Raw genomic sequence first — 24981 nt, 5'->3', positions numbered from 1 at the left:
TGAAAGACATGAATCTACTCAACATTGTATTGATCCCTTCTATTCCACTGGCCGTCTTCCTGGTGCTGGGGATCTTCAGTAAAAAAATAAAACCTGCAGTATCAGGACTGGTGGGCGTTGCCGGATTAACCATATCTGCGGCTCTCTCATACTATACTGCTTTTCAATACTTCTTTGTGGCAGGCAAGGTAGACGGTGCCTTCCAAACCTTTGTTGAAAAGATCACCTGGATGAAGTTCACCGAGACACTTCATATTGACATGGGAGTTTTAATCGATCCTATCTCGGTAATGATGCTGGTGGTGGTTTCTACTGTATCCCTGATGGTGCACATCTACAGCCGGGGCTATATGAAAGGTGACCCGGGATACACCCGCTTCTTTGCATACCTCTCTTTGTTCACCTTCTCAATGTTCGGACTGGTACTGGCCACAAACCTCTTCCAGATCTACATTTTCTGGGAATTGGTGGGAGTCTCTTCTTTCTTACTGATTGGTTATTATTACACCAAATCTTCTGCGATCGCAGCAGCCAAAAAAGCATTTATTGTGACCCGTTTTGCAGACTTCGGTTTCCTTATCGGGATCTTTATAATAGGATTTTACACCAATACTTTTGACTTTGAAACACTGAACAACCCCGAAGGGCCAGCCATACTAACCTGGGCTTCTTCTTCCTTTATGGGGCTTTCAGTTATTACGTGGGCTTTGATACTCATTTTTATGGGAGGCGCCGGAAAATCGGCCATGTTCCCCCTACACATCTGGCTACCGGATGCCATGGAAGGTCCCACCCCTGTTTCCGCACTTATTCACGCTGCTACCATGGTGGTTGCGGGGGTGTACCTCGTGGCGCGACTGTTCCCGATGTTCTACATGGTTGAAGACGGATTTGCCCTCCACATAGTCGCCTATGTGGGTGCCTTCTCCTCTCTCTTTGCCGCTATCATTGCCATCACACAAACCGATATTAAACGCGTACTGGCTTTCTCTACCATGTCTCAACTCGGATACATGATGATGGCCCTGGGAGTATCAGGTTTTGATGGGCACGAAGGAGTTGGATACATGGCCTCCATGTTCCACCTGTTCACTCATGCCATGTTCAAAGCTTTACTGTTCCTCGGCGCCGGTTCGGTCATTCATGCCGTTCACAGCAATTATCTGAAAGATATGGGTGGTCTTAGAAAATACATGCCGGTTACCAATATTACCTTCCTTATCGCTGCTCTTGCAATTGCGGGGGTTCCACCTCTCGCGGGCTTCTGGAGTAAGGATGAGATCCTGGTCGCTGCTTTTGAGAACAGCCAATTCCTCTATTTCATAGGAGTATTTGTTGCCGGATTGACCGCTTTCTATATGTTCAGGATCTACTTCGGAATTTTCTGGGGAAAAGAAACTGTTTACAAACATGCTCCGCATGAATCTCCAAAATCCATGACAATTCCGCTGATGGTACTCGCATTGTTAAGTGTGGGAGTAGGTTTTATCCCTTTCAGCGAATTTGTTTCGGCAGATAAATTAGGATTTGAAACACACCTAAATCTTCCTCTGGCTGCAGTTGCCATTGGTGCAGGAACTATCGGGATCCTACTTGCATGGGTTTTCTACAAAAAAGAGAACGATCTGGCCTTCAGATTTGCAAATGCCTTTGGAAGATTCTATACCTGGACAAGCCATAAGTTCTATTTCGACGAGATCTACCTTTTCGTAGCACGGAATATTTTCTTCAAAAATGTAGCCTCCCCTATCGCCAGGTTTGACAAAAAGATAGTGGATGGCACAATGGAAGGCATAGGAAACAAAACAGTAGTGCTTTCAGGAAAGATCAAAGGAATGCAGTCAGGAAAGATCCAGGACTACGCCTTTGGCTTCCTCGGAGGAGTTGTTATACTGGCACTGGTATTTATTTATATATGGAATAATTAATTGATGGTCATGGATATTTTATCACTTTTTGTAATAGCTCCGGTACTGGTTGTAATTGCATTGGTCTTCACCAAAGATCTAAAGCAGGCCCGGTTCGTTTCAATGCTGGGAGGCCTTTTGCAGCTGGGAATGGCATTGAATCTTCTTTTTGCCTACTTCAGGGAAAGAGCTGTGAATGACAGCATCATGTTATTCACCCGTGATCTTGTATGGTTCAAAGAATTCAATATACATTACAACATTGGGGTTGACGGGATCTCTGTCGCGCTGATCTTGCTTACTTCCATAATTGTACTCGCCGGAGTATTTATCTCCTGGAAAATGGAAGACCTGCCAAAAGAGTTCTTTATCTCTCTTATCATATTATCAACCGGGGTGTATGGATTCTTTATCTCTATGGACCTTTTCACCATGTTCTTGTTCTACGAGGTAGCGGTGATCCCAATGTATCTGCTCATAGGCATCTGGGGTTCGGGCCCAAAAGAATATTCGGCCATGAAACTTACCCTGATGTTGATGGGAGCTTCAGCCGTGCTTCTGGTGGGGATCCTGGGAATTTATTTCAATTCAAATGCTGATGGTGGGGCTCTAACTTTTAATATCCTCGAAATCGCGAAAGTAAATATACCTGCGGAAGCTCAAAACCTGTTCTTCCCAATGGTCTTTGTTGGATTTGCCGTGTTAGGAGCATTATTCCCCTTCCATACCTGGTCCCCTGACGGACACGCCTCTGCTCCTACCGCGGTATCCATGCTGCATGCCGGAGTATTGATGAAGCTGGGAGGCTACGGAATCTTTAGAGTAGCCATGTTCCTGCTTCCTGCCGGAGCCCTGGAATGGTCCTGGTTCTTTATCATCCTTTCTGCCACCGGAGTCATCTACGGAGCATTTGCAGCATTAAAACAAACCGATCTAAAATATATCAACGCATACGCCTCGGTAAGTCACCTTGGAATGGTAAGTTTTGCCCTGCTCATGCTGAACAAGACTGCCTGGAATGGAGCCATTCTCCAGTCCCTTTCCCATGGATTCATGACGGCCCTTTTCTTTGCCCTGATCGGAATGATCTACGGCAGGACCCATACCCGGGATATTACCAAACTGGGCGGACTGCTCAAAGTGATCCCATTCATTTCTGTGATCTATGTGATCGCCGGATTAGCCTTATTAGGACTGCCGGGATTCAGTGGATTTGTGGCCGAAATGAACATCTTTATGGGCGCCTTCCAGCATGACAGCATGTTCTATAGGGTTGCGACTATAATTTCCATTTCAGCTATCGTTGTAACTGCAGTTTATGTACTGCGGGTGGTGGGAATCATGTTGATGGGAAAAGTTAAGAATGAGGCCTATCTGGAATTGCCGGGCGCTACCTGGTATGAAAAGACCGGAATTCTATTGTTGCTAATTCCAATAATTACCATTGGAGTTGCTCCATTGTGGATCAGCGATATGATCATGGAAAGTATTCAACCTTTTATACAGGGAGTTTTATAGACTTTAATAAAGACAGAGATGAACCTTAGTAATTTTTTAATGATGCGGCATGAGATCCTGCTTTTAGTGATCATCCTGCTGCTGATTGCCGCCGAGATCTTTATTCCAAAACGCAAGAAAAGCAGCATGCTGCACCTGGCGCTGTTTCTCTTCGGAATTCACACTGCCGTTGGTTTCCTTCCACTTCAGGAAAGTAGCCTGTTCGGCGGAATGTTCCGAAGCAATGAAATGATCCACTTTTTCAAGAATATCCTTAACGTGGGAGTCTTTACCCTGTTGCTGCAATCTGCCGATTGGCTGGAGAAAAAAATGTATGAGCAGTCACGCGGAACCGAGTTCTTTATTCTGCTCTTCGCTTCCCTTTTAGGAATGTACTTCATGATCTCTGCCGGAGACTTCCTGATGTTCTACATAGGAATGGAATTGTCCACTCTTCCGGTAGCTGCATTAGCCGCCTTTGAGATCTTAAAAAGACAGTCTGGAGAAGCAGGTATAAAATTCATACTTTCAGCAGCTCTGGCTTCAGGAATATCCCTGTTCGGGATCTCCATGTTGTATGCTACTACAGGCTCCATTTATTTCGAAGATATCATTCCGACTATAACTGCATCCAACCTGACAATTCTTGGATTCGTTCTGTTCTTTGCCGGCCTCGGATTTAAAATTTCTCTGGTACCGTTCCATTTCTGGACAGCCGATGTTTACCAGGGTTCCCCTATCAGCATCGCTTCCTATCTCTCTGTGATCTCCAAAGGAGCAGCAGCCTTTATTCTTATGATCCTGCTGTTCACCGTAATGAAACCTTTAATGCACATCTGGGAAGATATGCTGTACGTTTTGGCAGTGGTTACTATGTTCACCGGTAACCTTTTTGCGCTGCGCCAGCAGAACATGAAACGCTTTTTAGCGTACTCCTCTATCGCCCAGGCCGGATTCATCCTTCTGGGTATGATGACAGGTACACAGCTGGGCACCGCCACAGTGGTTTATTTTGTGACCATCTACATTTTCTCAAACCTCGCTGCCTTTGGTGTGGTGCAGGCTATTTCTTCACAAACCGGAAAAGAGAATATGGATGATTATAATGGCCTCTATAGGACCAATCCAAGGTTGAGCCTCATCATGATGCTGGCCCTGTTCTCACTTGCAGGAATTCCGCCGGTGGCAGGTTTCTTCGGAAAATTCTTCCTGTTTACCGCGGCTGCCAGCGAAGGTTATTATTTACTGGTATTTCTGGCTGTTGTAAACGTGACGATCTCGCTTTACTACTATCTTCTGGTAGTAAGGGCAATGTTCATAAGAAAAAATGAAAACCCGATCCCGTTCTTTAAGAACCCGCTGTATATGAAGTTAGGACTGCTTGTAACAGTAATAGGGATCCTGGCCTTAGGTCTGTACAGCCCGCTGTACGACTATATATTCGAATTAAGTGCAGTTTTTAAATAAGAAGTTATGGCACTGGAAGGAAAACACAGTTTTGGAAGTATTGGTGACACCAGAGTCACTTTTGTAGAAAAGAAGATCCCACAGGAACGGGCAGACTTCCTGAAGAATCTTCTTGAACACAATGGTTTTGAAGTGTTGCTGGAAGAAGAAAAAAGAAAAAAGGAGGAGGATCCTCAACTATATACAGTGGCGGTGACCGATATGGTCTTTAACCCAACCGTTTGGGTCTTTGAACGAAGGCTAAAGACTTTTGATGATAGAAAGGTTACCCCCGATTACTGGAAACAGGTTTCGGAGGATACCCACCCACAATATTGGAAGAAAGTTTAGATTGATTTTTGTTTAAGTTTAGGACGGTCCCGTTGGCGCGGGACGAATTAGCCCCGCAGGAGTGCGGGGCTTTTTTGTTCTCTAAAATGCTATTTTAGACCGGCAAGTTTTTCCGGAGAAATTGGAGCCGGAACGACATTTTCAACAGGTTTGGTGCTTTTTAGATACTTGTAGATCGCCTCCAGGTCCTTATCGGTGAGATTTGCGAAATTAGGCCATGGCATAGGCGGCAAAAGATCCCTGCCGTTCTCCATCCCTTTAAATTTTCCTTTTCGCATGGCAGTTGTAAATTGCTTAAGACTCCAGTTCCCTATTCCGGTTTCATCTGAAGTTATGTTAGCTGCAAATGAAACTCCCCATGGGCCTACAGCCGCAGTAAGGTCCGGATTAAAAAGGACCCAGCCATTCTTCAGATTTGCATGGTCCATAGGAGGCAATTTTCCATCCTCCTGATACCCTGAAAGTTTTAATTCAGGAACCTCTTCCGGTCCCATTTTACCCATTCGCTTGGGAGAATGACAGTCGCCGCAGCCAATACTGGCAACCAAATATTTCCCGCGTTTTACCAGGTCCTCCTGCTGAATCGCCGCCAGTTCTTCCTTAGCCGATTCATCAGGAACCTTTGCGTAACCTTCTTTTTTACAGCTGGTAAAGAAAGAAGAAGACAACACTAAAAAAAGGACAGGAAAAAAAGCCCTTTTTAGAACCCCATAAGTTCTAATTTTTAAATTTTTTCTCATTTCAATTTAAGTTTAGTTGGTTTAATCATCTAACTTACAAATATCTACAGAAAAATCAATCAACTTACCGGGCACTAAAAATTAGGGGGTTTTCCCCCAGGCAGCCACTTTAAATACCTTTTAAAAATGGCATTTTTGGAACCGCTTATTGACCAGTTATCAGGAGTTTAATCCGTTAAACTTTTCCTAAATTCAATAATTTTAAGTAGACTTGCTACCGGAATTGTCCCACTTAGCATGAACCGCCCTACCCCTAACATCCAGAAGCCGGCATTGGCCGGATTTTTAGTTTTTTTTACAGTACTTCTCCTGGGGGCCTTTATCTTTTGGCAACGATACCAGATCCTTTCTGAAGAAAGAAACCGGGAAATGTTTGGGATTATTGAGATCATTGAGAATAATATTTCCCAAACACTCAAAAGCAGTTATTCGGCGGCTTTAAGCCAGGCACTATTAATAGGTGATAACGGCCAGATCTTCGATTTTGAGGCCAAGGCTCCAAAACTTTTAGAGGCCAATCCAACTTTAGATGCCATTCAACTGGTTCCAAACGGCATTATTACTCATGTTTACCCATTAGAGGGAAACCGGGAGGCGCTTAATTACAACATCCTGGCAGATGAAACCCGCAATAAAGAGGCGCTGCGGGCAATTGAACAGCGAAAAATGTATTTTGCAGGCCCTGTTGAACTCAAGCAGGGTGGCCTGGCTGTGATAGGAAGGCTACCGGTCTTTGTTGAAGATAACTTCTGGGGGTTTTCGGCTGTAATAATAAAATTTGAAAACCTTTTAAAGCAAGCCGGGTTCAATGAGATCAATACCGAAGATTATAAATTTCAGTTCTCCAAAATAAGTGATACAGGGGAGGAAAATTTCTTTTTGAAAGACCAAATTCCTTCTGATGCCTATTCCGAAGAGATCGTCTTTACAGATGGTAACTGGAAAGTCTATATAGCTCCAAAAAATAGATTTGCCCCTTTCTTGAGTCTTTTACCGTTGGGTGCTCTTTTCCTGATGGTTGCCATCTGGTTAGGCCGCCTGACCACGAAGATCCTGCAGCGACCTCAAAAACTGGAGGCAATGGTAGAGGCACAAAATGTGGAGATCTTCAATAGCAACTTCCGCTTTAGAAAGATCTTCAACCAGGCAGCTGTAGGAATGGCAAGAATGGATACCAGATCGGGAAGGTTTATTGAAACCAATCAACGTTTTAGGGAGCTTTCAGGATATTCCGAAGAAGAGATCACCAATATGAACTACAGGGAGATCTCCCATCCAGATGATATTGAGGAGAACCACCGGTTAATGCAGCAGTTGCTCAAAGGTGAAATTAGGGAATACAGTATTGAAAAAAGAGGCATCAGGAAGGATGGCTCAATTGTGTGGGTCAAGTTGACCGTATCGCCTCTATGGAATCCCGGAGATGAACCCTCAGACCACATCTCTATTGTTGAGGATATCACAAAAAACAAAGAAGCGGAGCTCCAGCTGAACAAATCATACAAAATGCTGGTAGACCAGAATCAAAGGCTGGTCAATTTTTCCTATATCATTTCTCACGACCTTCGGTCGCATTCCAGCAATATTCAGTCTATTCTTGACCTTTACCAAACCTCAGAACTTCCGGAAGAAAGAGAGCAATACATTCAATTGCTTTTAAAGGTAACTTCCAATCTCAACCAAACCCTTCATCATCTCAACGAAGTGGTCTCCATTCAGAACAAGACCGATCTCAAGAGAGAATCTTTAAAAATTTCTGAATTTGTAGAAAAGACCATTGAAAACCTGGAAATGCGGATCCAGGAAAAGAAAGCGAAGATCTCTGTTGATGTGCCTGAAGAAGCCAGGATCTACTTCAATTCAGCTTATCTGGAAAGTGTACTGCTCAACTTTCTATCGAATTCTCTGAGATTCAGCGATAAGAACAGAAATCCTCAAATTGAAGTAAAGGCAGAAAAGCTTAACAATGATAAATGGTCACTCAAAATTTCAGATAACGGAATTGGAATAGACCTTCAAAAGAATAAAGGAAAACTTTTTGGATTATATAAAACCTTTACCGATCTGCAAGATTCCCGCGGGATTGGTCTGTTTATTACAAAGCATCAGGTGGAAGCAATGGGAGGTGAAATAGAGGTAGAAAGCGAACTTGGCAGCGGGACCACCTTTAAAATCAATTTTCAATGAGAAGATCTATTGTTGTAATTGATGATGATGAGATCTATAAGATCATTATCGGAAAAATGATAAGCAATAGTGGCCTTTTTGACAGGGAATACCTGTTCACAGATTCTCGTGAAGCTCTTGAATTCTGCCTGAATGAGGCAGTAAAACCAGATGTTATACTTTTAGACCTCAATATGCCGCATCTTGACGGATGGGAGTTTCTGGATAAAATTAAAGACAGTTGTCCACACACCTACTGTCAAACGGAAATCTATATTGTAACCTCTTCCATTTTCGCCAAAGACCAGGAACGGGCAAAAACTTATGAAGGTGTAAAGGGCTTTATAAGCAAACCCATTACCAAAGAGCTCCTTGAAAAGATCGCTTTCGGAAATTCTATTGATCCAGAAAATTGATCCTTACTCCATAACGAATTTTACTCATTCTTCCTTATTTCCCGGAACGAACCTCAACTGAGCGGGATCTACTTCCACTTCCAAAAAGGTATTTTTATAGTCCTCTACCAGGTCATCATCCACGTGAACATCAGAGCCTGACCACTTCATCTTTAATTTTCTCACCCGGTGAGTTTCTGTAAATTCCTTCAGAATTTCGGGTTTTTCAGTACCCGCAATTAAACTTTTAAGATAGCTGATAAGCTCCTCGCGCTTATCTTCGCGGATAAGCACGAGGTCAAGTTGTCCGTCCCCGGGATCGGCATGCGGAGCTAATTTTATGTTAGGACCAATGAAGTTAATATTTAGACATTCCGCCAAAAGAAAATGGCCTTCTACCTCGTTGTTATCAAACTGAAACTCTGCTTTCCCGGGCACGTAATGTTCAACCAGTTTCACCAGATGTTTAAGTGTGTGTTGCAGTTCTTCTGAAGGAGTTCCATCTTCTTTTTCCCGGCCGCGCATTTCCTTTATAAGCTTCGGAAAAATTCCGAATCCCATTCCTTCCAGGAACAGGTCCATTCCCTGTGCTCCTTTTACCCTACCCACGTCAAACGGCAACAATTCGGCATCAGAAACCAACCTGGGGTCCTTGATCTTTTCAGGAATATGAAGAGTGTGTGCAATATTATTTGCCGTGCCGTAAGGCATCAGAAATATAGGTGTCAAAGCAGGAAGCCTGTCCTTAAAAAGGAGGAATTTTGCCACTTTATGAACCGTACCATCTCCACCTGCGACAAAAATTATCTCTGCATCTTTAGAGACAAATCTTTCCCAAAACGGCCTGTCAGTAGACAAATAGGCGGTAACTTCAGCCGACTTTTCCACAATTTTCCGGATTTCATCCTTCTCATGCTCTGCGTCTCCCGAAGTAGGATTATGAAGTATTTGAGCCTTTTTCATTACTGCAGATTGATTCTTTACTAAAGGAAATGCAAATTCCACAGTTTACAGGTATTCAGAATATTAAAAATCTCTCAAAATTTACTTTTTGGAGGGTCTTCCGCAGAAATTCTTGTAATTTATAAAGACTAAAAAAAGCTGAATTATGAAGATATTAGTTACTAATGACGACGGAATATACAGCCCCGGATTGGCTTGCCTCGCCAGGGCTGCTTCAGATTATGGTGAGGTGATCGTGATGGCACCCGATGTGGAACAGTCTTCAATGGGACAGGCAATAACTTCAGCCAAGCCTATAACTTATAAAACTTCGCCCATACATTTTGAAGGTATGGAGGCCTACCGGGTAAGCGGGACCCCGGCCGACTGTGTGGCCTTGGGAACTCATTTATTTGATGGCATTGACGTGGTACTTTCCGGTATAAATATTGGTGCTAATCTAGGAAACTCAGCCTGGCACTCCGGAACGCTCTCTGCTGCAAGACAGGCTGTTCTATTCGGATTAAGAGGAATCGCTCTAAGTGTTTCGGTAGGCGAAACGGAACCTGATTTTGAAGCTTTAGAAACTTTTGTAAAACCAGCCCTGGAAGAAGTCATCCACGAAAATGATCTCAGGCTGCTGAATATAAATTTTCCGCAGAATCCGGAAGGAGAGATTGTTTGGGCGAAGCAGTCAGTTAGACATTATGACGGCAAGGTGATCGATCAAAAAGATCCTATGGGCCGGCAACATTACTGGTTTACGGTCACTCCCATTGAAAACGTAGAAGAAGGTACAGATCGCTGGGCTGTACGCCATGGAAAGACAAGTATTACTCCTATGATCCTGGACCTTACAGACCAGGAGTATTTTGCGGAAAAGGCTAAAAAACAGAAGTCTAAATAAAAAGCGCCTCTTGGCAAGCTCGAAGCCACGGACTAAAAAAAAGCCCTGCACTTTCGTGCAAGGCTTTTTTGTCGGGGTGGCAGCCCCGAAGCATCGGGGGAACCTGTGACCTCCATCTATTACAGAAACAAAAAAAAAGGTTCTGCACAAAAATGCAGAACCTTTTAAGTCGGGGTGGCAGGATATTCTTCAGAGATCTAATCCCTTTATCCACAACACCTCGTCCTGTATGTTATCGATTCATTCACCGAATCATTCACCAAATTTTAAGAACTTAAAAAGAAAATATTAGTTGTCTTTATCTGCATCATAAATGTAATAAATATTATTACTAAGAAATACCGGGAAATTTAAAATCTGGTAAAACCGTACATTGTTTACGGTTTTCCTCAAAATTTTTCAATTGAACCTTGGTATATTTGGTTATTGCATTTTTGCCGCAGTACAACACTGCCTCCCTACCTTAAATGCAGGTTATAATAACTTCAACAAAAACAGACATGAAGAAAATTCACCTGCTCTCCCTACTTTTCCTTACCATAACGGCTTGTCAAAAAGAGGAATTTACGACTGCCCAAGACGACTTAGTTATAAGTGAAAATTTAATTATAATCCAGGATATCTCCATTGAAGATACTGGGGCAAGTGAGTTGACTACTGTACCCGGCCTACAACTGGTTATTGAAAAGCTTACACAAGACCGACGTAAGATGAGAAGTAAATCGTCTCAGGGAATTAGCTATGGTATTGAAATTGACTCCACCCGGTTTCGAAAAATTTCAAAAGGAGACTATACCTCATATATATTTCTTGTGAAAGGTGGAGGCGAAGAAAGAGGTTTTTTCCAAAATTTGGTAATTGCAGAAGATAAATCTAATAAAGTGAAAGCATTTCTCTTGACCTATGACATGAAAACTTTCAAAAAAGTGGATGGACATCGATCATTTTCGTACGCAGGTTCACCTACTATTTCTTACATTCAAGAGCCACCCTCAAATAAAATGGATGATAGTTGCACTCCAACCTTTGAAACTTGGTGTTCATACGGAGAAGAAGATCATTTGGCTGGAAATCAATGTTATTATGAATCTCTAACTCATAATGATGGTAGGTTGTATCAAAAGGAGGTAGGTTGTACAAATGATGCACAAACTTACATTACTGTTACAACTGAAGGTCATACCGAAAGTGGTGGAGGTGATGGAACAGGAGGAGAAACAGTTACCACAACCACAGAACCTGAACCTACAGGAACTGGAGAACCTGATCCTCTTGAACCTGTGGATAAAATTGAAGGAGATTTAACTGCTCCCCTATTACCTTTACCAGATGAAGAAGAATTCTTTGACGATCATGTTTTTATTACTGAAGATTTTAAAAATAATCCCTGTTTGAGATCAGTCTATGATGACATGGGCAAAGCTTCTTCGTTTAAAACCTACTTACAAAAATTTGATGGTGATATGTCTGTTGCTGATCTAAGGTTTGGTTATGATGTAAATTTTGAGGTAAATTATCCAGAGCAAATATCAGCTATGGCTGTTACAAACTTGCCAGACAACAACATTATTAAAATTGAATTTAACGGCGATTCTTCCTTGTCGAGCTCTATTCATGGCAAACCTAAATTAATCGTTGCCACAGGATTTATCCATGAAATGTTACATGCCGAAGTATTTAGAAAAATGATGGACGCAGTTTTGCGTGCAGAACGAGAAGGAACTACAGAAACAACTTTGAATTGGTTGGAGTATGACAATCCTGGCCAGGTTCATCATGAATTTCTAGCTTCTTTAATTAATAACTATGAAGGCATTCATGATTACTACACCCGTTTTTACTATTTTTTATTAAATGATGGCGATCCTAATAATGACCCAACATCAATGGATCCGGGATGGCAACATCAGCAAATTTCACAACACTATAGGAGCATTATAGTATCAGCAATTTCAGAATATGATAATCACCAGCATTCCTCAGAATTATACGAGGCATTGGCTTGGACAGGATTAATGGGAAAGGGTCAATATGATCCAGAGACAGGATTATATGAAAATTCCACAGAAGCGTGGAAAAATTTAGATCCTGATCCTGCAGTTGCCGCACAGAAAAGAATAGCTATAAGAAATATGATCGTCAATTTCAAAGCTAAAACCAGTAATAAATGTGTTTAACTGTGTTGGATAGAAAAAACAGGGTATATTTATTACATAAAGAAGTAAAAGAGATGACGCCACGGAAAAAACCATCCTTTCAAAAATTTTGTTTAATCTTCCTGTTGGTCACACCATTCCTTTGTCAAGGCCAAACTGTAGTAAAAGATACTATTTACTTAATATTTGAGAAGAACAACGGAACTTTTAGCGAGGCTTTAGGGAAGAAATTTATAAACAAAAATGGAATTAACTTTAATTTAATAAACAGAACACCTTTAGTCCATAAAGAATCGTTTTCAAGGGATACTTTATCGTTAGACGACATAAAAAAGTTTGCTATTACAGAGGAAAAAGACATTGGGAAAAAAGTGAAAAATTGGAGATTGAGGTACAACAAAATACAAAGAGAGAAATTAGAAAGTAAATACGATGAATATTACGTTCCTGTCAGTAACAGAAACTTTATGTTTCAAACTTATTTAATCGAAAAAATAAGCAATGAAAAAGTGGTAGTTTATGAGGTGCAGTTCAGGAATGAAGGTGTTATACATTAAGAATAAAATTTTACAACAATTCTAGGGAAAATAAGTAGAATATCAAATAGCGGCAAAATTGTTGAGCTTTAACAGGAGAAGGTACTCACGGTAGTTCTACATAAAATATAATTCTCTCAAAATTAATTCTTATGATCCCGAGATTCGTAACTCAATATTATGAGTGGTTAATTGAATTGTCAACTTCTAACTTGCAAAAGCGACAAATTTTCTACCGGACCTGGGGTTAAAAAAATTTTTTCTCAAGCTTAGAGAAGAAACCCCTAATTTCTGAGGTAAGAGAGAGGAGAAAGCAAGAGGACAACACGCGGAGCGATGTTGTAAAGGTTCTCCCCTTTGTTTTCAGTAGCTTGGATGTGGTAAATAATGAACACTTCAGTAATTTTTGCGGCAAATCCTTTGGAAGCCTCAGTAAACAGGAGAATTTTTGCGTCAAATTTTCCAATAGGAACGAAAAGACAGCCAATCTTGCCTCACAACATAGTATTAGTTCGGTAGATTTGGGCTTGCAGCACTTCGCTGCGCTTCGTTCGCTTTATCCATTTTTTCTTTCAACAGCAGCATATCTGAACTGACTTTTGTTTCCAGGACACGTGCGTAAATTTGTGTGGTTGAAAGTTTAGTGTGGCCAAGAAGTTTTGAAACTGTTTCTATGGGAACACCATTAGATAAAGTTATTGTTGTAGCAAAGGTGTGACGGGCTGAATGAAAGGTGATGGTCTTCTTAATATTGAGCTGATCCATTATTTCTTTCAGGTATTTGTTCACCTTCTGGTTAGAGAAAACAGGAAAAATAGGTTCTGAGTCAGAGAGGCTATCCTTACTTAGATATAAAGAAAGAATTTCCTGGGCTTTGGGTAAAAGTGGAACTTTTACCGTTTCGTTCGTTTTTTGCCGTTTGGTGTAAATCCAGTTTATTCCATCTATTCCTTTTACTATCTGGTCAGGTGCTAATTCTTTTATATCAACATAAGAAAGGCCGGAGTAACAGGAAAAAACAAAAATATCCTTCACCTTTTCTAAAGAAGAGCGGGTAAAGGTTGTTGTCTGCAAAATTTCAAGCTCTCTTTTGGATAAATATTGCCTCTCATACTTTTCGAATCTAAATTTAAAACTGTCAAAAGGATTTTTTGTCATCCACCCAATCTTAACCGCCAGGTTGAGCATTTTCTTTAGCCGCTCTAAATGCTTCATGGTTCCATTGTTTCCACAAGTTTTCCGGCTGATTTTTGCTGAAAAGGTTCTCAGGAAGTTTTCAAAGTCAGTGATAAACCGGTAGTTGATCTCGCTTAGATGCAGATCATTCGTCTTTTTTTCTTTTAGCAGGAATTCTTTTAAATAAATTTTGGTTGTTCCGTAGTTCTTAAGGGTCCCCTTCTTGAGAATGGTCTTCATATGAGTATCATGGTACTTGAGAAGCTCCAAGAGGCTCTTATGTTCCTTATCATTGCCCAAATACCGGGCTTTAATATTTAGGGCAGATATTTTCTTGTTTTCAGAGCAGAGCTGCTTATGGCATTCAAGTAATCTGGTATAGACCTGGTCCAAGTACTGGTTTAAAACTCGTACATCTTGAGCAGATCCTCTTCCTCTTCCTTTTTTTGGGTCCCATTTATTCACCGGAATGGATCTTTTTAAGCTAATTTCTGCACGTTTTCCATCTACAGTAATTCGTGCATAAATTGAAAATTTTGAAGTGTCTGCGCTAGTTTTCCTAACGAAGAAAAGAACGGAGAATGTAGTAAAATCAGGCATTTTGAACGTCTTTAGTTGAACAATAGATTAATTGCAGACGAGCTAAAATTTCAACTTTATGCCTTAGAAAGATAGAGAATTTGGTGTAACAAATCATTCACCGAATCATTCACCAAACTTACCATTTTAGATGATATTAAATGATATCACTAAAAATGAAAAACCCTGTAAATCAAAGACTTACAGGGTTTTTAATACTCCAAATATGGAGGTTCGTCGGGGTGGCAGGATTCGAACCTGCGGCCTCCTGCTCCCAAAGCAGGCGCGATAACCGGGCTACGCTACACCCCGAATTTCAATTTTCGCCCAAAACCTTAATAGGCCGTTAAGCGGCTGCAAATATAATAAAAGACCTCAGTATTCAACTTAAATTTCAGTCTTTTTTAAATTAAAAGATGAAGTTAAAACCTGGACCGGGAAATGTCTATATTTCTGAGGTGGTTCTCCTCTAAAAAATCTACCCCGGAGAAATTATTCCGCTGGTAAGGCACCTGGCTACCAATTCAGTTGTATTGGTACAGCCGCTTTTTTTCAAAATGTTCCTTCTGTGAGTTTTAATAGTATGTGGAGAGAGATTCATTTCCTCTGCGATCTGTTCCGCATTAAGTCCTTTGGAAAATCGGATGACTATTTGTTTCTCCCTTTCTGATAGTAGTCGGGCAAGATCCCCATTTTCCTCTTCACAGGCTGCGGGATCAAACTTCCCTCCGGAAACATTTACGTTGTAATAACATTTTCCACCATTCATGTTTATAAATGAGACCGCACTTGTACTGGTCATTTTAAGATGGGAAACATCTGTTTGGATACAGAAAACATGTTCCGGTGTTCCATTTTCCAGAACACTAAGCGGAAAAGCCTGATACAACATGGTCCTAATATTACCACTTGCATCTTTCATGCGATAAGTGAACATATTTTTATAGGACAAAACAAGATCTCTATCCAAAAAGGAATAGTAAAAATCACTTATAACCTTACTCCTAAGATTAATATTCTCCAGATCTTCCGGTATTAAAGTTTTTAAAAGGTCCTCCAGTACAATTTTTTCAGGGTCCTTTTTCACAAAATGTTTCACCGAATCGGAGATATATTCAAGTGAAAAATTATGGAGGTTCACTATGTATAAATACGAATTGCCAAGGGCGAACAAAGAGGCGAACTTTTTAAAGTCGTTGGAGATCTCAAAAGGCTGATATTTATTTACCTGCCGGGAATAAACTTCTTCCCAATAGTTCAAGATCTTGTTTAGATCCTCTTGCATCAATTTTGATTTTGACCCAAAAATAGGAAATATTAGGATTAAAAAAGCCTCCAGGAAGATCCTGAAGGCTTTAGCGCCAAATAATTTTTATAGCTCCTGGAAATAGGATGCACATTACGTTTTTACCCCTACATAAAATTCCGGAAGTTAGCCCCTACTCAAACTTCCACATGCATTGTAACCACAAACTAAAGTCAATTATCTGACGGTGCTAATATAGGTGCAGCTAACAACTAATAAAATACCCTTAAAAAGGTATATTTTAAATGGCACCGGAATAGCTTCTGCAGGAGCCCGGGTTTATTAAAAACCCCTCCAGCAAGTCACTTACGATGTCTTTTTTACCTCGAAAACATCTTTAATGATTTGATACACAGTTTCAAAACCATAAAATTTAGTTTTAAAAAAGCTATCTTTAGTAGGCAAGCTTATTCAACTATGATTTCTTCCACCGGCTTTCATATTAGAATATTCACGATACTTCTTCTAATTGGAGGTAGCTATTTTTTATTGCCAAATCTTTCCTTTGACAATTCTATAAGCCGATGGTTACCTCAGCATTCAGAAAATTTTCAGGAGTACAAATCATTCTTAACCGACTTCAGCTCGGATGCCTTATTGATCCTCACCTTTGAGGAAAGCGATGAAATTCCTCAAAAGGATCTGAATAAGCATCTAGAAAACATCAAGGAATTTGAAGGTGTAATTGGCATTTCAAAATGGCCACTCCCCATATTAGAGCATAAAAATGAAGGGCTGCCTAATCTTGAGTCATACATCATTAGGTTTGAACCGAAATCATTTCTTAACCCTAACAGACCCGAGCTAATACATTCAGTTCATAAAACCTTCTCTAAAACCAACTGGAAATACCATCTGGCCGGTACCGGAGTCATTCATGATGCGATAAACCAGCAGACAAGATCCAATACCTCAAGCTATATGCTTACAGGCTTTCTAATTCTCTTAGGCCTGCTTATCATCATATTAAGATCATGGAAGGCCATTATTCAAACCTTATTAGTTGGACTTGGAGGCGTATCTTTCATAATTTATGGTGCAGTCCTTTTAAACGTTCCTATTGGTATTGCCCATACCATCATACCTGTCATCATCTTTTTCTACAGCACCTCTTTGTCAATACATATATTAGCTCATAACGGAAATTTTCGTGGGGTGCTAATTCCAAGTCTATGGGTGATCCTGACAACCTCTTTCGGCTTTATGGCTTTTGCTTTTAGTGATACGACCTTGTTGCGAGACTTTGCATTTCTTGGTCTGTCAGGTTTGTTTGGAGTTCTGGCTTCTGCTTTTTGCATGTTCTATCCCAAAGTGAATAATTATTCTCCTAAAAAGCTTTTCAAAGTAACAAGGCGGCTGGGGCATATACCTTTTCGCATTACGTTAGTCTCTTTGCTGGCTGTAATACTTGTAAGTCTTCCTGGTTTGTTCCAGCTGAAGGCTGAGATTTACAGCCTTTCGGTACTTTCAAAGGACAGCATGGCTTATCTGGACCATCAATTTATAGAGTCCAATGTCGGGCCTTATTTTCCTTTGGAATATGTGGTCGAGACAACAGAATTAGAGTCACGGGACATAGTAAAATGGACTGATAGTGTTTATTCGCTTCCCGAAATTGGTGCTGTACTCTCTTACCGGCAAATACCGCCTTTTGTGAGTAAAAAGAAACTGGGTTATCAGTCAAAATCAAATCCCCATAGCTTCAGAATTTCCTTTTTAGTACCACTCATGTCTACAATTGAAGGATTGGACCTCATCCAAAGGATCGACAAAATTTCAAGCAGTACTTTCAAGAACGGAAAACCGGAAATCACCGGTTTTATGACGCTTTATGCCAGGGTAGCTACTGATCTCTTTAACAGCTTTAAAAAGAGTCTTTTTTGGGCGGTCGCTCTCATTTCTGCCGTTTTCCTCATCTTTCTGCGAAATTGGAAGGTCTCAATTATAGCAATCCTGGTGAACCTGTTGCCAATTATTATAATCCTGGGTTTTATGGGCTGGATGAATATAAGACTTGATATGGTAACTATTCCCATAGGATGCCTCTTGTTAAGCATCGTTGTAGATGACACGATCCATTACATGTACTGGTTCAGGAAGAATAATGACTGGAAAATGGCTTTGGAAAAAGCCGGACCAGGTATTTTAGTTACGTCTATAGTCTTGTCGGGAGGGTTTTCTGTCTTTCTTTTTTCTGAAGCTCCTCCAGTTAGATACTTTGGTTTCCTGAGCATACTGGCCATTATCTCTGCATTGATCCTCGACCTCCTGGTATTGCCTTCCATACTTCAAAAATTTGTGAGCCATGAAAACTGAAGTGATCGATCGTCATAAGACCGAATATTTTGATGTTATTCTTGGAAACGGTTTTCAGGAAAACACTACAGGAGTCCGGAATTTGGGTCAACTTTTATTTGAAGACCTGCCTCACCGGGACCCGGCCTCCAGGCTTATCATAAGCCATCTGGGAGAAGAACTGATCGAGATTAGTTTAGCCGAATTAAAACAGATCGTTTTTAATCTCTTCCAGAAATTTGATGAAACCAATATTCGCAGAGGAGATACAGTATTTCTTGCCAGTGTTGAAACAAATAGTGAAGCCTATACAGCAATCCTGTTCATTGCTCTGGCGGCCTACGGTGCCCGGGTTTTTCTACCTATGTACATTGAGCAAGCCGATCTACAAAAATGGTTCGACCAGATTGATATTGATTTTGTAATCACTCCGGAAGCAGAACTTTCTAAACTTGCGCATAAGCACAGGCAGAAGCTGGTTTTGAAAGAACTAAGAAACTTTAGTGGTAAAAAGAATATTCCCGTCATAGACAGCTGTAAAGATCTTGATCTCGATGCTTTGTTCAGGTCCCGAAAACCACTTCTTTCAGCTTCCGAAAAATCTTCTGCCAAAGCCATTTTTGAAGAAGTATCTTCAGAAGATATTGCACTGTTGATCACTACTTCGGGCAGCTCGGGAGCATCAAAGATAATTGCCTATGAACATGGAGCTTTTCTAAGGAACCTGTCTGCATGGAAAGCTGCCGGACTTTTTGCACCGGGTAAACTGGGAGGCCGTAGCTTCACCCCTCTTTTCACCCATACAATGGGCATAAGAACTTTCATGAATGGTCTTTACCTCGGGCAGCCTATAATTCTTATCAATACTGACTGGTTCACAGAAAGACCTGAAACTGTCCGATATTTTTTAGGCCGGGCCAAACCCCAGCACATTACGGGAGGACCGGCAGTCTTTAGGTTACTGCTGGAGATGAGCAGAACCTTTCCAGATTTAAAAACTTCATTAAGTAAAAACCTTAAGACCCTGGTTTCCTGCGGAGCACCCCTGGATGAGGAGCTACAACTGAAGATTTTTGAGGCCTTTAATTTAAAGGTACATAATGCCCTTGGCACCACCGAAACCCAACAGATCACCTCAACAGTAATAAAAGATCTACCTGGAAAAAGCCTGGGATCTGCTTTTCCAGGTGTTTCCCTGGGCCTCAAGAAAAGGGAGAACAAAGAAGATTACCGGCTGTACATGTACAGCAGTTACGGCGGAAGCTGGCTTTTACAGGATGAAAAAAAGGAATTTAAAGACAGGTACATTTTTCTTGGGGACATTGTAAGCTATAAGGACGATCAATTGATTTATTGTCAAAGGGAAAAAGAGGATTACCTGAGTGATGAATTTGGGGTAAAAATTGTAGTAAAGAAAGTACTTGAGAATTACCCGGAGCTGAAACATACATGTGCTTGTATTAAACTTTTCCCCCTCAAATTCAGGCCCGGCCTGGCAGCGTTATTGATTCAGGATGATAAAAGTCCCGGCACCAAAAGCCAAAAATCTCTTGAGCACATGATCGAGATGATCAACGAAAGGCTCTACAAAACGCTGGATCCTTTAGACTTTCAGCATAAGACCATCAAAAGATTTGCAGTGGGACGCTTAGATCCGGTTTTAAATGCCAAAGGTGTAATTTCAGAAAACAAGATATCCGGTGTCTATGGAGATTTGATCACCCGACTGACATCAGACAATACGTCGAGCGCGGGTATTACTGACTTAAAAAAGATCACAGACAGGGAAACCGATTTCACCAGGTTCCATAATCCATTCCTGGGAAAAATGCTTACTGCTTTAAAAATGGATTATTCTTATAGTACTGCGGAAGGTGATCACCTGGTCACTAAAAAAAACGAACGTAAAATACTTGACCTTACCGGAGGTTACGGCTCCAATTTACTCGGGCATAATAATGAGAGACTGCGAAGCCGCATCATTGATTTTTTGAGTTCCGGGCAGATTCCTTTATCTGACCAGTTTAGTGATCAATATTACCCATCAAAACTTGCACAAAAGATCAACTTGCTGCTTTCCAAGTACACGGGAAAAAATTTCTACACTTTGTTTGGGTCTACTGGTTCTGAAGTAGTGGATATGGCCATTCACCACGCCTACCTGGAGTGGAAGGAAAAGCTCGAGAAGCTTGAAGAAAAACAAAGGCTCCAATTTGCATTTTTAGCACCCGAAGCTTTCAGGAAAACCTGGAGGCTCAATAATCAAATAATAGAAAATTCCCGGCTGTTCATGATAAGCAATAAAAGCGGTTTTCATGGGAACTCTTCTTCTGCCCGCAGCCTCATGGGAAACGAGGAAAACCGGAACAAATTCAAAGGCATTCTCCCTATTGGATCCATTTTTATTGATGACACTTCTGAGGATCTTGAAAGTCAATTGGAAAATGCTTTTCAAAGATCTGCCATTAAGCTTGAAGTGCTCATACAAAAAGAAGGTGTAGTCAAAACGGAAGATTATTCTTTCCCTGCTGTTATTGGGGCTATGCTCGAGCCTGTGATAGGAGAAGGTGGCATTAGGGAAATAAACCCTGTTTTACCTGAGGTTATAAGCAAAATGAATTTTCCTATCATCTTTGACGAGATCCAGTGTGGACTTGGCAGGACCGGCTCTTTTTTGGCAAGTGAAAATTATGAAGGCAACTATTATCTATTTTCAAAAGCTCTTGGCGGAAATTTTGAAAAAATAGCTTCAATTTCAATAGAAAAAAACCGGTACCACGAGAAGTTTGGAAAATACTATGTCTCCACATTTTCCAATGGGAGCCTTGCGGCTTTTACGGCGCTGGAAACCCTCAAGATCATTGAAGAAGAGAATATTTCAAAAAAGGCAAAAATAAAAGGTGAAAAAATTATTTCAGGTCTTCGGGGAATTCAGGCAAAATATCCTGAAATAATTCATTCTGTAAATGGGAAGGGACTAATGTTGGGCATAAAATTCCGAACTTTTAAAAATGACCTCTTCCTGCGGGTCTTGCAAGAACAAAAGCTGCTTGGCTACGTACTGTCTTCCTATTTACTAAACAGGCACCAGCTCAGGATCCTCCCGTCGCTTTCCGCACCCGATGTTCTAAGGATAGAACCTTCTGTGCATATCCAAAAACAGGATCTGGAAAAAATGTTTTCTGCAATTGAAGACCTTTGCCTTAGCCTGCAAAAAGGAGATTTTTATCATCTTATAAAACACCTGATCAATGAGGATCCTTACGAGGATAACAAAGGACAGGTCCCCGAATACGGTTATCTGGACTGCAGTTTGGAAACTCCTGCCCCGGGAGCTGTGAAGGTTGCCTTCATTGTACATTTTGCCTATCCTACACAGGAGTTGAGAATGCTAACCCGATCTTTAATAGCTGCTTCAGATACCGCCCTATGGCAACTTTTTGAAAAAGTGGCCACAGTAATGGATCTAAAACCTTTTGTCGCCTACTCAAAAAACCTGTACGAGGGGAAGATCCACCTAAGCACTGTAGTTATTCCATTAGATGCCGCAAGCCTGGAAAAATATCACCGAACTTCAAAAAAGAAAAAGGTCATAAAAAGCATTCAGGAGGCCGTTGATCTTGCCGGTCACAGAGGAGCAAAATTTATTGGTCTTGGTGGTTACACCTCCATACTGACCAATAATGGCAAAAACCTTCTTGAGTCCTCTAATTCCAGGTTAATGACAGGAAATACGCTTACCGCTGTTGTAGGTTATAACAACTTTAAAAGTGCAGTTCTGAAACACCTGGATGACCACAACTTAACTATAGGAGTTGTAGGTGCTGCAGGAAATATTGGCAAAATACTTTGTAGAAGCCTGCTTTATGAAGATCATTTTTCCATTTCCAGGATCATCCTGATAGGAAAGGCTTCTGAAAGGCTAAAAAAGTCGGTCGCGGAATATTCTGTCGATTCATCCATAGATTTTTCCGCAGATACCTCTTTACATCGATTACGGGAGTGTGATGCCATCTTAGTAGCTGTAAACACCAATGATCCCATTATTACTGCCGCTAATGTTTCGAGGGAGAAACCGGTGGTCATCTGCGATCTGTCGATTCCTTCTGCGGTTTCTACTGACATAAAAAGCTTGAAGAATGTTACTGTACTGCCTTTTTCAGCCTCAATACAATTACCATGTGATCAGGATGTGGTGCTCACCTCCTGCTCCCCTCCCGGTACTGCCTTATGTTGCCTTGCTGAAACATTCCTGAATGTTTTTGAAGACATTCCTTTTAACCTACGAGGTGAAATAACATATGAAGGTTTCAAGAGCGTTGAAAAAATAGCGCAGAAACATGGTTTTATTAGTAAGACCGATCTGGTCAAAAATTTTAAATCAGCGCAATAGGTGGAAAGTTTGTTCGACTTCGGTATCTCACAGGATGATCCTTTACTGGAAGTGAAGACCTTATCACTTTCAAACAGCAACCTGTTGTGCCTGGCTAGTGCTGGTGAGGTGCCTCTCTCCTTGATTGCTTTAGAAAATGTTACCGTCACGGCAGTTGATATGTCATTAAATCAAATAAGGCTTTGCAATTTAAAACTAGCTGCTGTGATGAAATTACAACCAGAAGAGGCTGCTGAGTTCTTAGGCTTTAACAGATCAAGCCCTCAACAACGAAAAATATTTTTCCATCAGCTTATTCCCGGGCTTCTGAAAGAGGATGTGGAATTTTGGAAAGAAAATTTCAAGCACATAGAACACGGAATAGTATGGTCGGGAAAATTTGAAAAATATATCCGATTCTTTTGCAGGTTTGCGACCATAGTAATGGGACGAAAGAGGATCTTGAAATTCATGGAGCTTGACGACCCGAAGGAGCAGCAAACCTATTTTGACCGCTATCTAGACAAGGCTGTTCTAAAATGGCTTTTTAAGATAGCTTTCTCTCCACAGCTATATAAGGGAAGAGGCCTCAATCCAAAGGGGCTTTTAAATGAGCGAAAAGACATGGCAGGCTTTTTTTATTCCAGGTTTCGTGATTTCTTCACCAGAACACCAGCGCGAAAAAATTTTTACCTGCAGTTCTATATGCTGGGAGAAATACCATTTAAGCAGGCGTACCCACAATACCTTCACCGTGACACTTATGAGCATTTAAGGTCTCAAGCTCACAAACTTAGGCTTGTTAAAAGCTCTATTCAGGAAGAAATAGGAGAATCAAAAGAATTGAATTTCGAAAACCTTTCACTTTCAAATCTTAGTGACTGGCTGGAAGAAAAGGAGATGGATGGACTTATAGAAAAAATAGTTTCTAAAAATGCCTGCGATTCAAACTGGTTATTCCGTTACATTCATAAAGATCCGCTTACCCAAAAGGCATCAGGAAATTTCCGGAAGATAGAACCAGAACTAAATAAAAAATATAGGGAGTTATGCCGCTTCCCTTTTTATTCAGGTATTGGTGCAAAAGCTAAAGCTTACGGTTTATGATCACAATACGGGAATTGGATAGAAGTTATAACGATCAAATGCTGGAAATTCTGGCCGCATCTCCCATGAAAACCCCCGTCATTGAAATTTCCTTTGACCGTTCACCAAACCTTTTCTTGCTCAACGAACTTTGGTCTCAGGATTATCGGTACTACGGTGTTTTTGTTTCCAATAAATTGGTTGGTTTTGGAAAGCATTTACAGTATCAAGGGTACTTCAATGAAACTGAACATACTTTGTCCTACTTTGGAGACTTCTGTATTGTGCCGCGGGAAAGAGGGAAAGGCTACTATAAACAACTGGTTGAATATATGATCTCCACCTGCCTTCAGAAAAAAAGCATTGGGTATACCGTTATTTTTGAAGGGAATAAGAAAGCTGATTCTTATTTCAGCAACCACAGATACAGGAACATCCCGGGCTTCAGGAAATTATCTCCAACCCTCACCAGGACATTATTAATTACCGGCCGAAAGGACTTCAAAACAGACCTGACCATTAGAACAGCAGAGGAAGGTGACAAAAAGGCCATTTTAAAATGCGTGATGAATGAAAAAAAAGATCTGGCCCAGGTTTTCGATAGGGAACGCTTTGAAAAAAAAATTAGCGGCAACTATGGGTTTAGCATCCAGGATTATTTTCTTGCCTATAAAGCAGACCGGCTAGTAGGTATCTGCGGGGCCTGGAACATGAAAGGTCTAAAACGCACCAGGGTACTTCGTTATAAAAAGAAATTCCTGTTGATCTATTTTATTTACAACCTTCTTTCAAAACTCACAGGAAACAAAGGTCTTCCAAGACCAGGCCGTTCCTTTAATGAGGTCTATTTAACTGATGTTTGGGTCAGGGAAAATGATCCTGAAATTTTTAAAGCTTTACTTTTTGATATCTACAAAATGGCAAGATCAAATGGCCAACATCTCATTCACTATGGCTCAACTCAAAACGATCCCTTGCTCAAAGCATTTAAATCTTTTTTTTCTGTCTCCCTTAAATCTTCTGTATATGTTTCCAGCCTGCATCCCGAAAAATGGAATTCAATAAAAACCTCTCTGTTAAATACAGAACCTCACTTCGACATTACAAAAATCTAGCAGCAAAGT

17 protein-coding genes and 1 tRNA gene are annotated in these 24981 nt (G+C 40.9%); 13 read left to right on the top strand and 5 right to left on the bottom strand.

Annotated elements, in window-relative coordinates; translation table 11 throughout:
* Positions 1 to 8 precede the first annotated feature (8 nt).
* From nuoL to ACNORC_RS07590, 4 genes are read left to right on the top strand one after another with little or no spacing between them, the layout of a single operon-like run.
* Positions 9 to 1928: an NADH-quinone oxidoreductase subunit L gene (gene nuoL, locus ACNORC_RS07605; protein ID WP_418335023.1), complete on the top strand. Its 1920-nt coding sequence runs from the start codon at positions 9 to 11 to the stop codon at positions 1926 to 1928.
* Between the two features lie 9 nt (positions 1929 to 1937).
* Complete coding sequence (locus ACNORC_RS07600; RefSeq protein ID WP_418335022.1) at positions 1938 to 3425, top strand: complex I subunit 4 family protein; 1488 nt, start codon at positions 1938 to 1940, stop codon at positions 3423 to 3425.
* A gap of 18 nt (positions 3426 to 3443) precedes the next feature.
* Positions 3444 to 4871, top strand: a complete 1428-nt coding sequence (locus ACNORC_RS07595; RefSeq protein ID WP_418335021.1) for an NADH-quinone oxidoreductase subunit N — start codon at positions 3444 to 3446, stop codon at positions 4869 to 4871.
* Between the two features lie 6 nt (positions 4872 to 4877).
* Entirely contained in the window at positions 4878 to 5201 is a 324-nt protein-coding gene (locus ACNORC_RS07590) for a hypothetical protein (RefSeq protein ID WP_418335020.1), read from the top strand.
* 89 nt (positions 5202 to 5290) lie between these two features.
* Here the strand turns inward: ACNORC_RS07590 and ACNORC_RS07585 are convergent, their stop codons facing one another.
* The gene (locus tag ACNORC_RS07585) at positions 5291 to 5941 is read right to left on the bottom strand and encodes a c-type cytochrome (RefSeq protein ID WP_418335019.1); all 651 of its coding nucleotides are present in this window, start codon (positions 5939 to 5941) and stop codon (positions 5291 to 5293) included.
* Positions 5942 to 6178: 237 nt separating this feature from the next.
* Between ACNORC_RS07585 and ACNORC_RS07580 the strand changes: the two genes are divergently transcribed.
* The gene (locus ACNORC_RS07580) at positions 6179 to 8128 is read left to right on the top strand and encodes a sensor histidine kinase (RefSeq protein WP_418335018.1); all 1950 of its coding nucleotides are present in this window, start codon (positions 6179 to 6181) and stop codon (positions 8126 to 8128) included.
* A complete protein-coding gene (locus ACNORC_RS07575; RefSeq protein ID WP_418335017.1) occupies positions 8125 to 8523 on the top strand; it encodes a response regulator in 399 nt (132 codons plus the stop codon). Before ACNORC_RS07580 ends, ACNORC_RS07575 begins: the two co-directional genes overlap by 4 nt.
* Before the next feature lie 24 nt (positions 8524 to 8547).
* On the opposite strand, the gene ACNORC_RS07570 is transcribed toward ACNORC_RS07575, so the two are convergent.
* Positions 8548 to 9465 (bottom strand): diacylglycerol/lipid kinase family protein, encoded by a 918-nt coding sequence (locus tag ACNORC_RS07570; protein ID WP_418335016.1) that lies wholly within the window; start codon positions 9463 to 9465, stop codon positions 8548 to 8550.
* Between the two features lie 145 nt (positions 9466 to 9610).
* Here ACNORC_RS07570 and surE point away from each other — a divergent pair, with 145 nt between their 5' ends.
* The 3 genes from surE (at position 9611) to ACNORC_RS07555 (ending at position 13064) form a co-directional block, all read left to right on the top strand.
* Complete coding sequence (gene surE, locus ACNORC_RS07565; protein ID WP_418335015.1) at positions 9611 to 10351, top strand: 5'/3'-nucleotidase SurE; 741 nt, start codon at positions 9611 to 9613, stop codon at positions 10349 to 10351.
* 500 nt (positions 10352 to 10851) lie between these two features.
* Positions 10852 to 12528 carry a hypothetical protein gene (locus ACNORC_RS07560; RefSeq protein ID WP_418335014.1) on the top strand — a complete coding sequence of 559 codons (1677 nt, stop codon included), beginning with the start codon at positions 10852 to 10854 and terminating at the stop codon, positions 12526 to 12528.
* On the top strand, positions 12519 to 13064 hold the full coding sequence (locus ACNORC_RS07555) for a hypothetical protein (protein WP_418335013.1): 546 nt from the start codon (positions 12519 to 12521) through the stop codon (positions 13062 to 13064). The genes ACNORC_RS07560 and ACNORC_RS07555 overlap by 10 nt, the downstream gene beginning before the upstream one ends.
* A gap of 486 nt (positions 13065 to 13550) precedes the next feature.
* Here the strand turns inward: ACNORC_RS07555 and ACNORC_RS07550 are convergent, their stop codons facing one another.
* From ACNORC_RS07550 to ACNORC_RS07540, 3 genes are all read right to left on the bottom strand, one after another.
* Positions 13551 to 14819, bottom strand: a complete 1269-nt coding sequence (locus ACNORC_RS07550; RefSeq protein ID WP_418335012.1) for a site-specific integrase — start codon at positions 14817 to 14819, stop codon at positions 13551 to 13553.
* A 216-nt stretch (positions 14820 to 15035) separates the two neighbouring features.
* Positions 15036 to 15110 (bottom strand) — tRNA-Pro (locus ACNORC_RS07545).
* Between the two features lie 166 nt (positions 15111 to 15276).
* Positions 15277 to 16083: a response regulator transcription factor gene (locus ACNORC_RS07540; RefSeq protein WP_418335011.1), complete on the bottom strand. Its 807-nt coding sequence runs from the start codon at positions 16081 to 16083 to the stop codon at positions 15277 to 15279.
* 438 nt (positions 16084 to 16521) lie between these two features.
* On the opposite strand from ACNORC_RS07540, the gene ACNORC_RS07535 reads away from it, so the two are divergent.
* From ACNORC_RS07535 to ACNORC_RS07520, 4 genes are read left to right on the top strand one after another with little or no spacing between them, the layout of a single operon-like run.
* The gene (locus ACNORC_RS07535; RefSeq protein WP_418335010.1) at positions 16522 to 18420 is read left to right on the top strand and encodes an efflux RND transporter permease subunit; all 1899 of its coding nucleotides are present in this window, start codon (positions 16522 to 16524) and stop codon (positions 18418 to 18420) included.
* The gene (locus ACNORC_RS07530) at positions 18410 to 22792 is read left to right on the top strand and encodes an aminotransferase class III-fold pyridoxal phosphate-dependent enzyme (protein WP_418335009.1); all 4383 of its coding nucleotides are present in this window, start codon (positions 18410 to 18412) and stop codon (positions 22790 to 22792) included. Before ACNORC_RS07535 ends, ACNORC_RS07530 begins: the two co-directional genes overlap by 11 nt.
* On the top strand, positions 22793 to 23878 hold the full coding sequence (locus tag ACNORC_RS07525) for a DUF3419 family protein (RefSeq protein ID WP_418335008.1): 1086 nt from the start codon (positions 22793 to 22795) through the stop codon (positions 23876 to 23878).
* Positions 23875 to 24972, top strand: a complete 1098-nt coding sequence (locus ACNORC_RS07520) for a GNAT family N-acetyltransferase (protein WP_418335007.1) — start codon at positions 23875 to 23877, stop codon at positions 24970 to 24972. Before ACNORC_RS07525 ends, ACNORC_RS07520 begins: the two co-directional genes overlap by 4 nt.
* Positions 24973 to 24981 lie beyond the last annotated feature (9 nt).

Source organism: Salinimicrobium soli, assembly GCF_048323655.1.
Classification (GTDB): Bacteria; Bacteroidota; Bacteroidia; order Flavobacteriales; family Flavobacteriaceae; genus Salinimicrobium; species Salinimicrobium soli.
The sequence above is the reverse complement of the archived record's forward strand: the minus strand, read 5'-3'. Positions and strand labels throughout refer to the sequence as shown.

Excerpts from the sequence above, each read along its gene's own strand:
- ACNORC_RS07575 (WP_418335017.1), top strand. The coding sequence starts at position 8,125 with ATGAGAAGATCTATTGTTGTAATTGATGATGATGAGATCTATAAGATC.
- ACNORC_RS07540 (WP_418335011.1), bottom strand. The coding sequence starts at position 16,083 with ATGCAAGAGGATCTAAACAAGATCTTGAACTATTGGGAAGAAGTTTAT.
- ACNORC_RS07530 (WP_418335009.1), top strand. The coding sequence starts at position 18,410 with ATGAAAACTGAAGTGATCGATCGTCATAAGACCGAATATTTTGATGTT.
- ACNORC_RS07570 (WP_418335016.1), bottom strand. The coding sequence starts at position 9,465 with ATGAAAAAGGCTCAAATACTTCATAATCCTACTTCGGGAGACGCAGAG.
- ACNORC_RS07595 (WP_418335021.1), top strand. The coding sequence starts at position 3,444 with ATGAACCTTAGTAATTTTTTAATGATGCGGCATGAGATCCTGCTTTTA.
- ACNORC_RS07535 (WP_418335010.1), top strand. The coding sequence starts at position 16,522 with ATGATTTCTTCCACCGGCTTTCATATTAGAATATTCACGATACTTCTT.
- ACNORC_RS07555 (WP_418335013.1), top strand. The coding sequence starts at position 12,519 with ATGTGTTTAACTGTGTTGGATAGAAAAAACAGGGTATATTTATTACAT.
- ACNORC_RS07580 (WP_418335018.1), top strand. The coding sequence starts at position 6,179 with ATGAACCGCCCTACCCCTAACATCCAGAAGCCGGCATTGGCCGGATTT.
- surE (WP_418335015.1), top strand. The coding sequence starts at position 9,611 with ATGAAGATATTAGTTACTAATGACGACGGAATATACAGCCCCGGATTG.
- ACNORC_RS07520 (WP_418335007.1), top strand. The coding sequence starts at position 23,875 with ATGATCACAATACGGGAATTGGATAGAAGTTATAACGATCAAATGCTG.
- ACNORC_RS07590 (WP_418335020.1), top strand. The coding sequence starts at position 4,878 with ATGGCACTGGAAGGAAAACACAGTTTTGGAAGTATTGGTGACACCAGA.
- ACNORC_RS07585 (WP_418335019.1), bottom strand. The coding sequence starts at position 5,941 with ATGAGAAAAAATTTAAAAATTAGAACTTATGGGGTTCTAAAAAGGGCT.
- ACNORC_RS07600 (WP_418335022.1), top strand. The coding sequence starts at position 1,938 with ATGGATATTTTATCACTTTTTGTAATAGCTCCGGTACTGGTTGTAATT.
- ACNORC_RS07560 (WP_418335014.1), top strand. The coding sequence starts at position 10,852 with ATGAAGAAAATTCACCTGCTCTCCCTACTTTTCCTTACCATAACGGCT.
- ACNORC_RS07550 (WP_418335012.1), bottom strand. The coding sequence starts at position 14,819 with ATGCCTGATTTTACTACATTCTCCGTTCTTTTCTTCGTTAGGAAAACT.
- nuoL (WP_418335023.1), top strand. The coding sequence starts at position 9 with ATGAATCTACTCAACATTGTATTGATCCCTTCTATTCCACTGGCCGTC.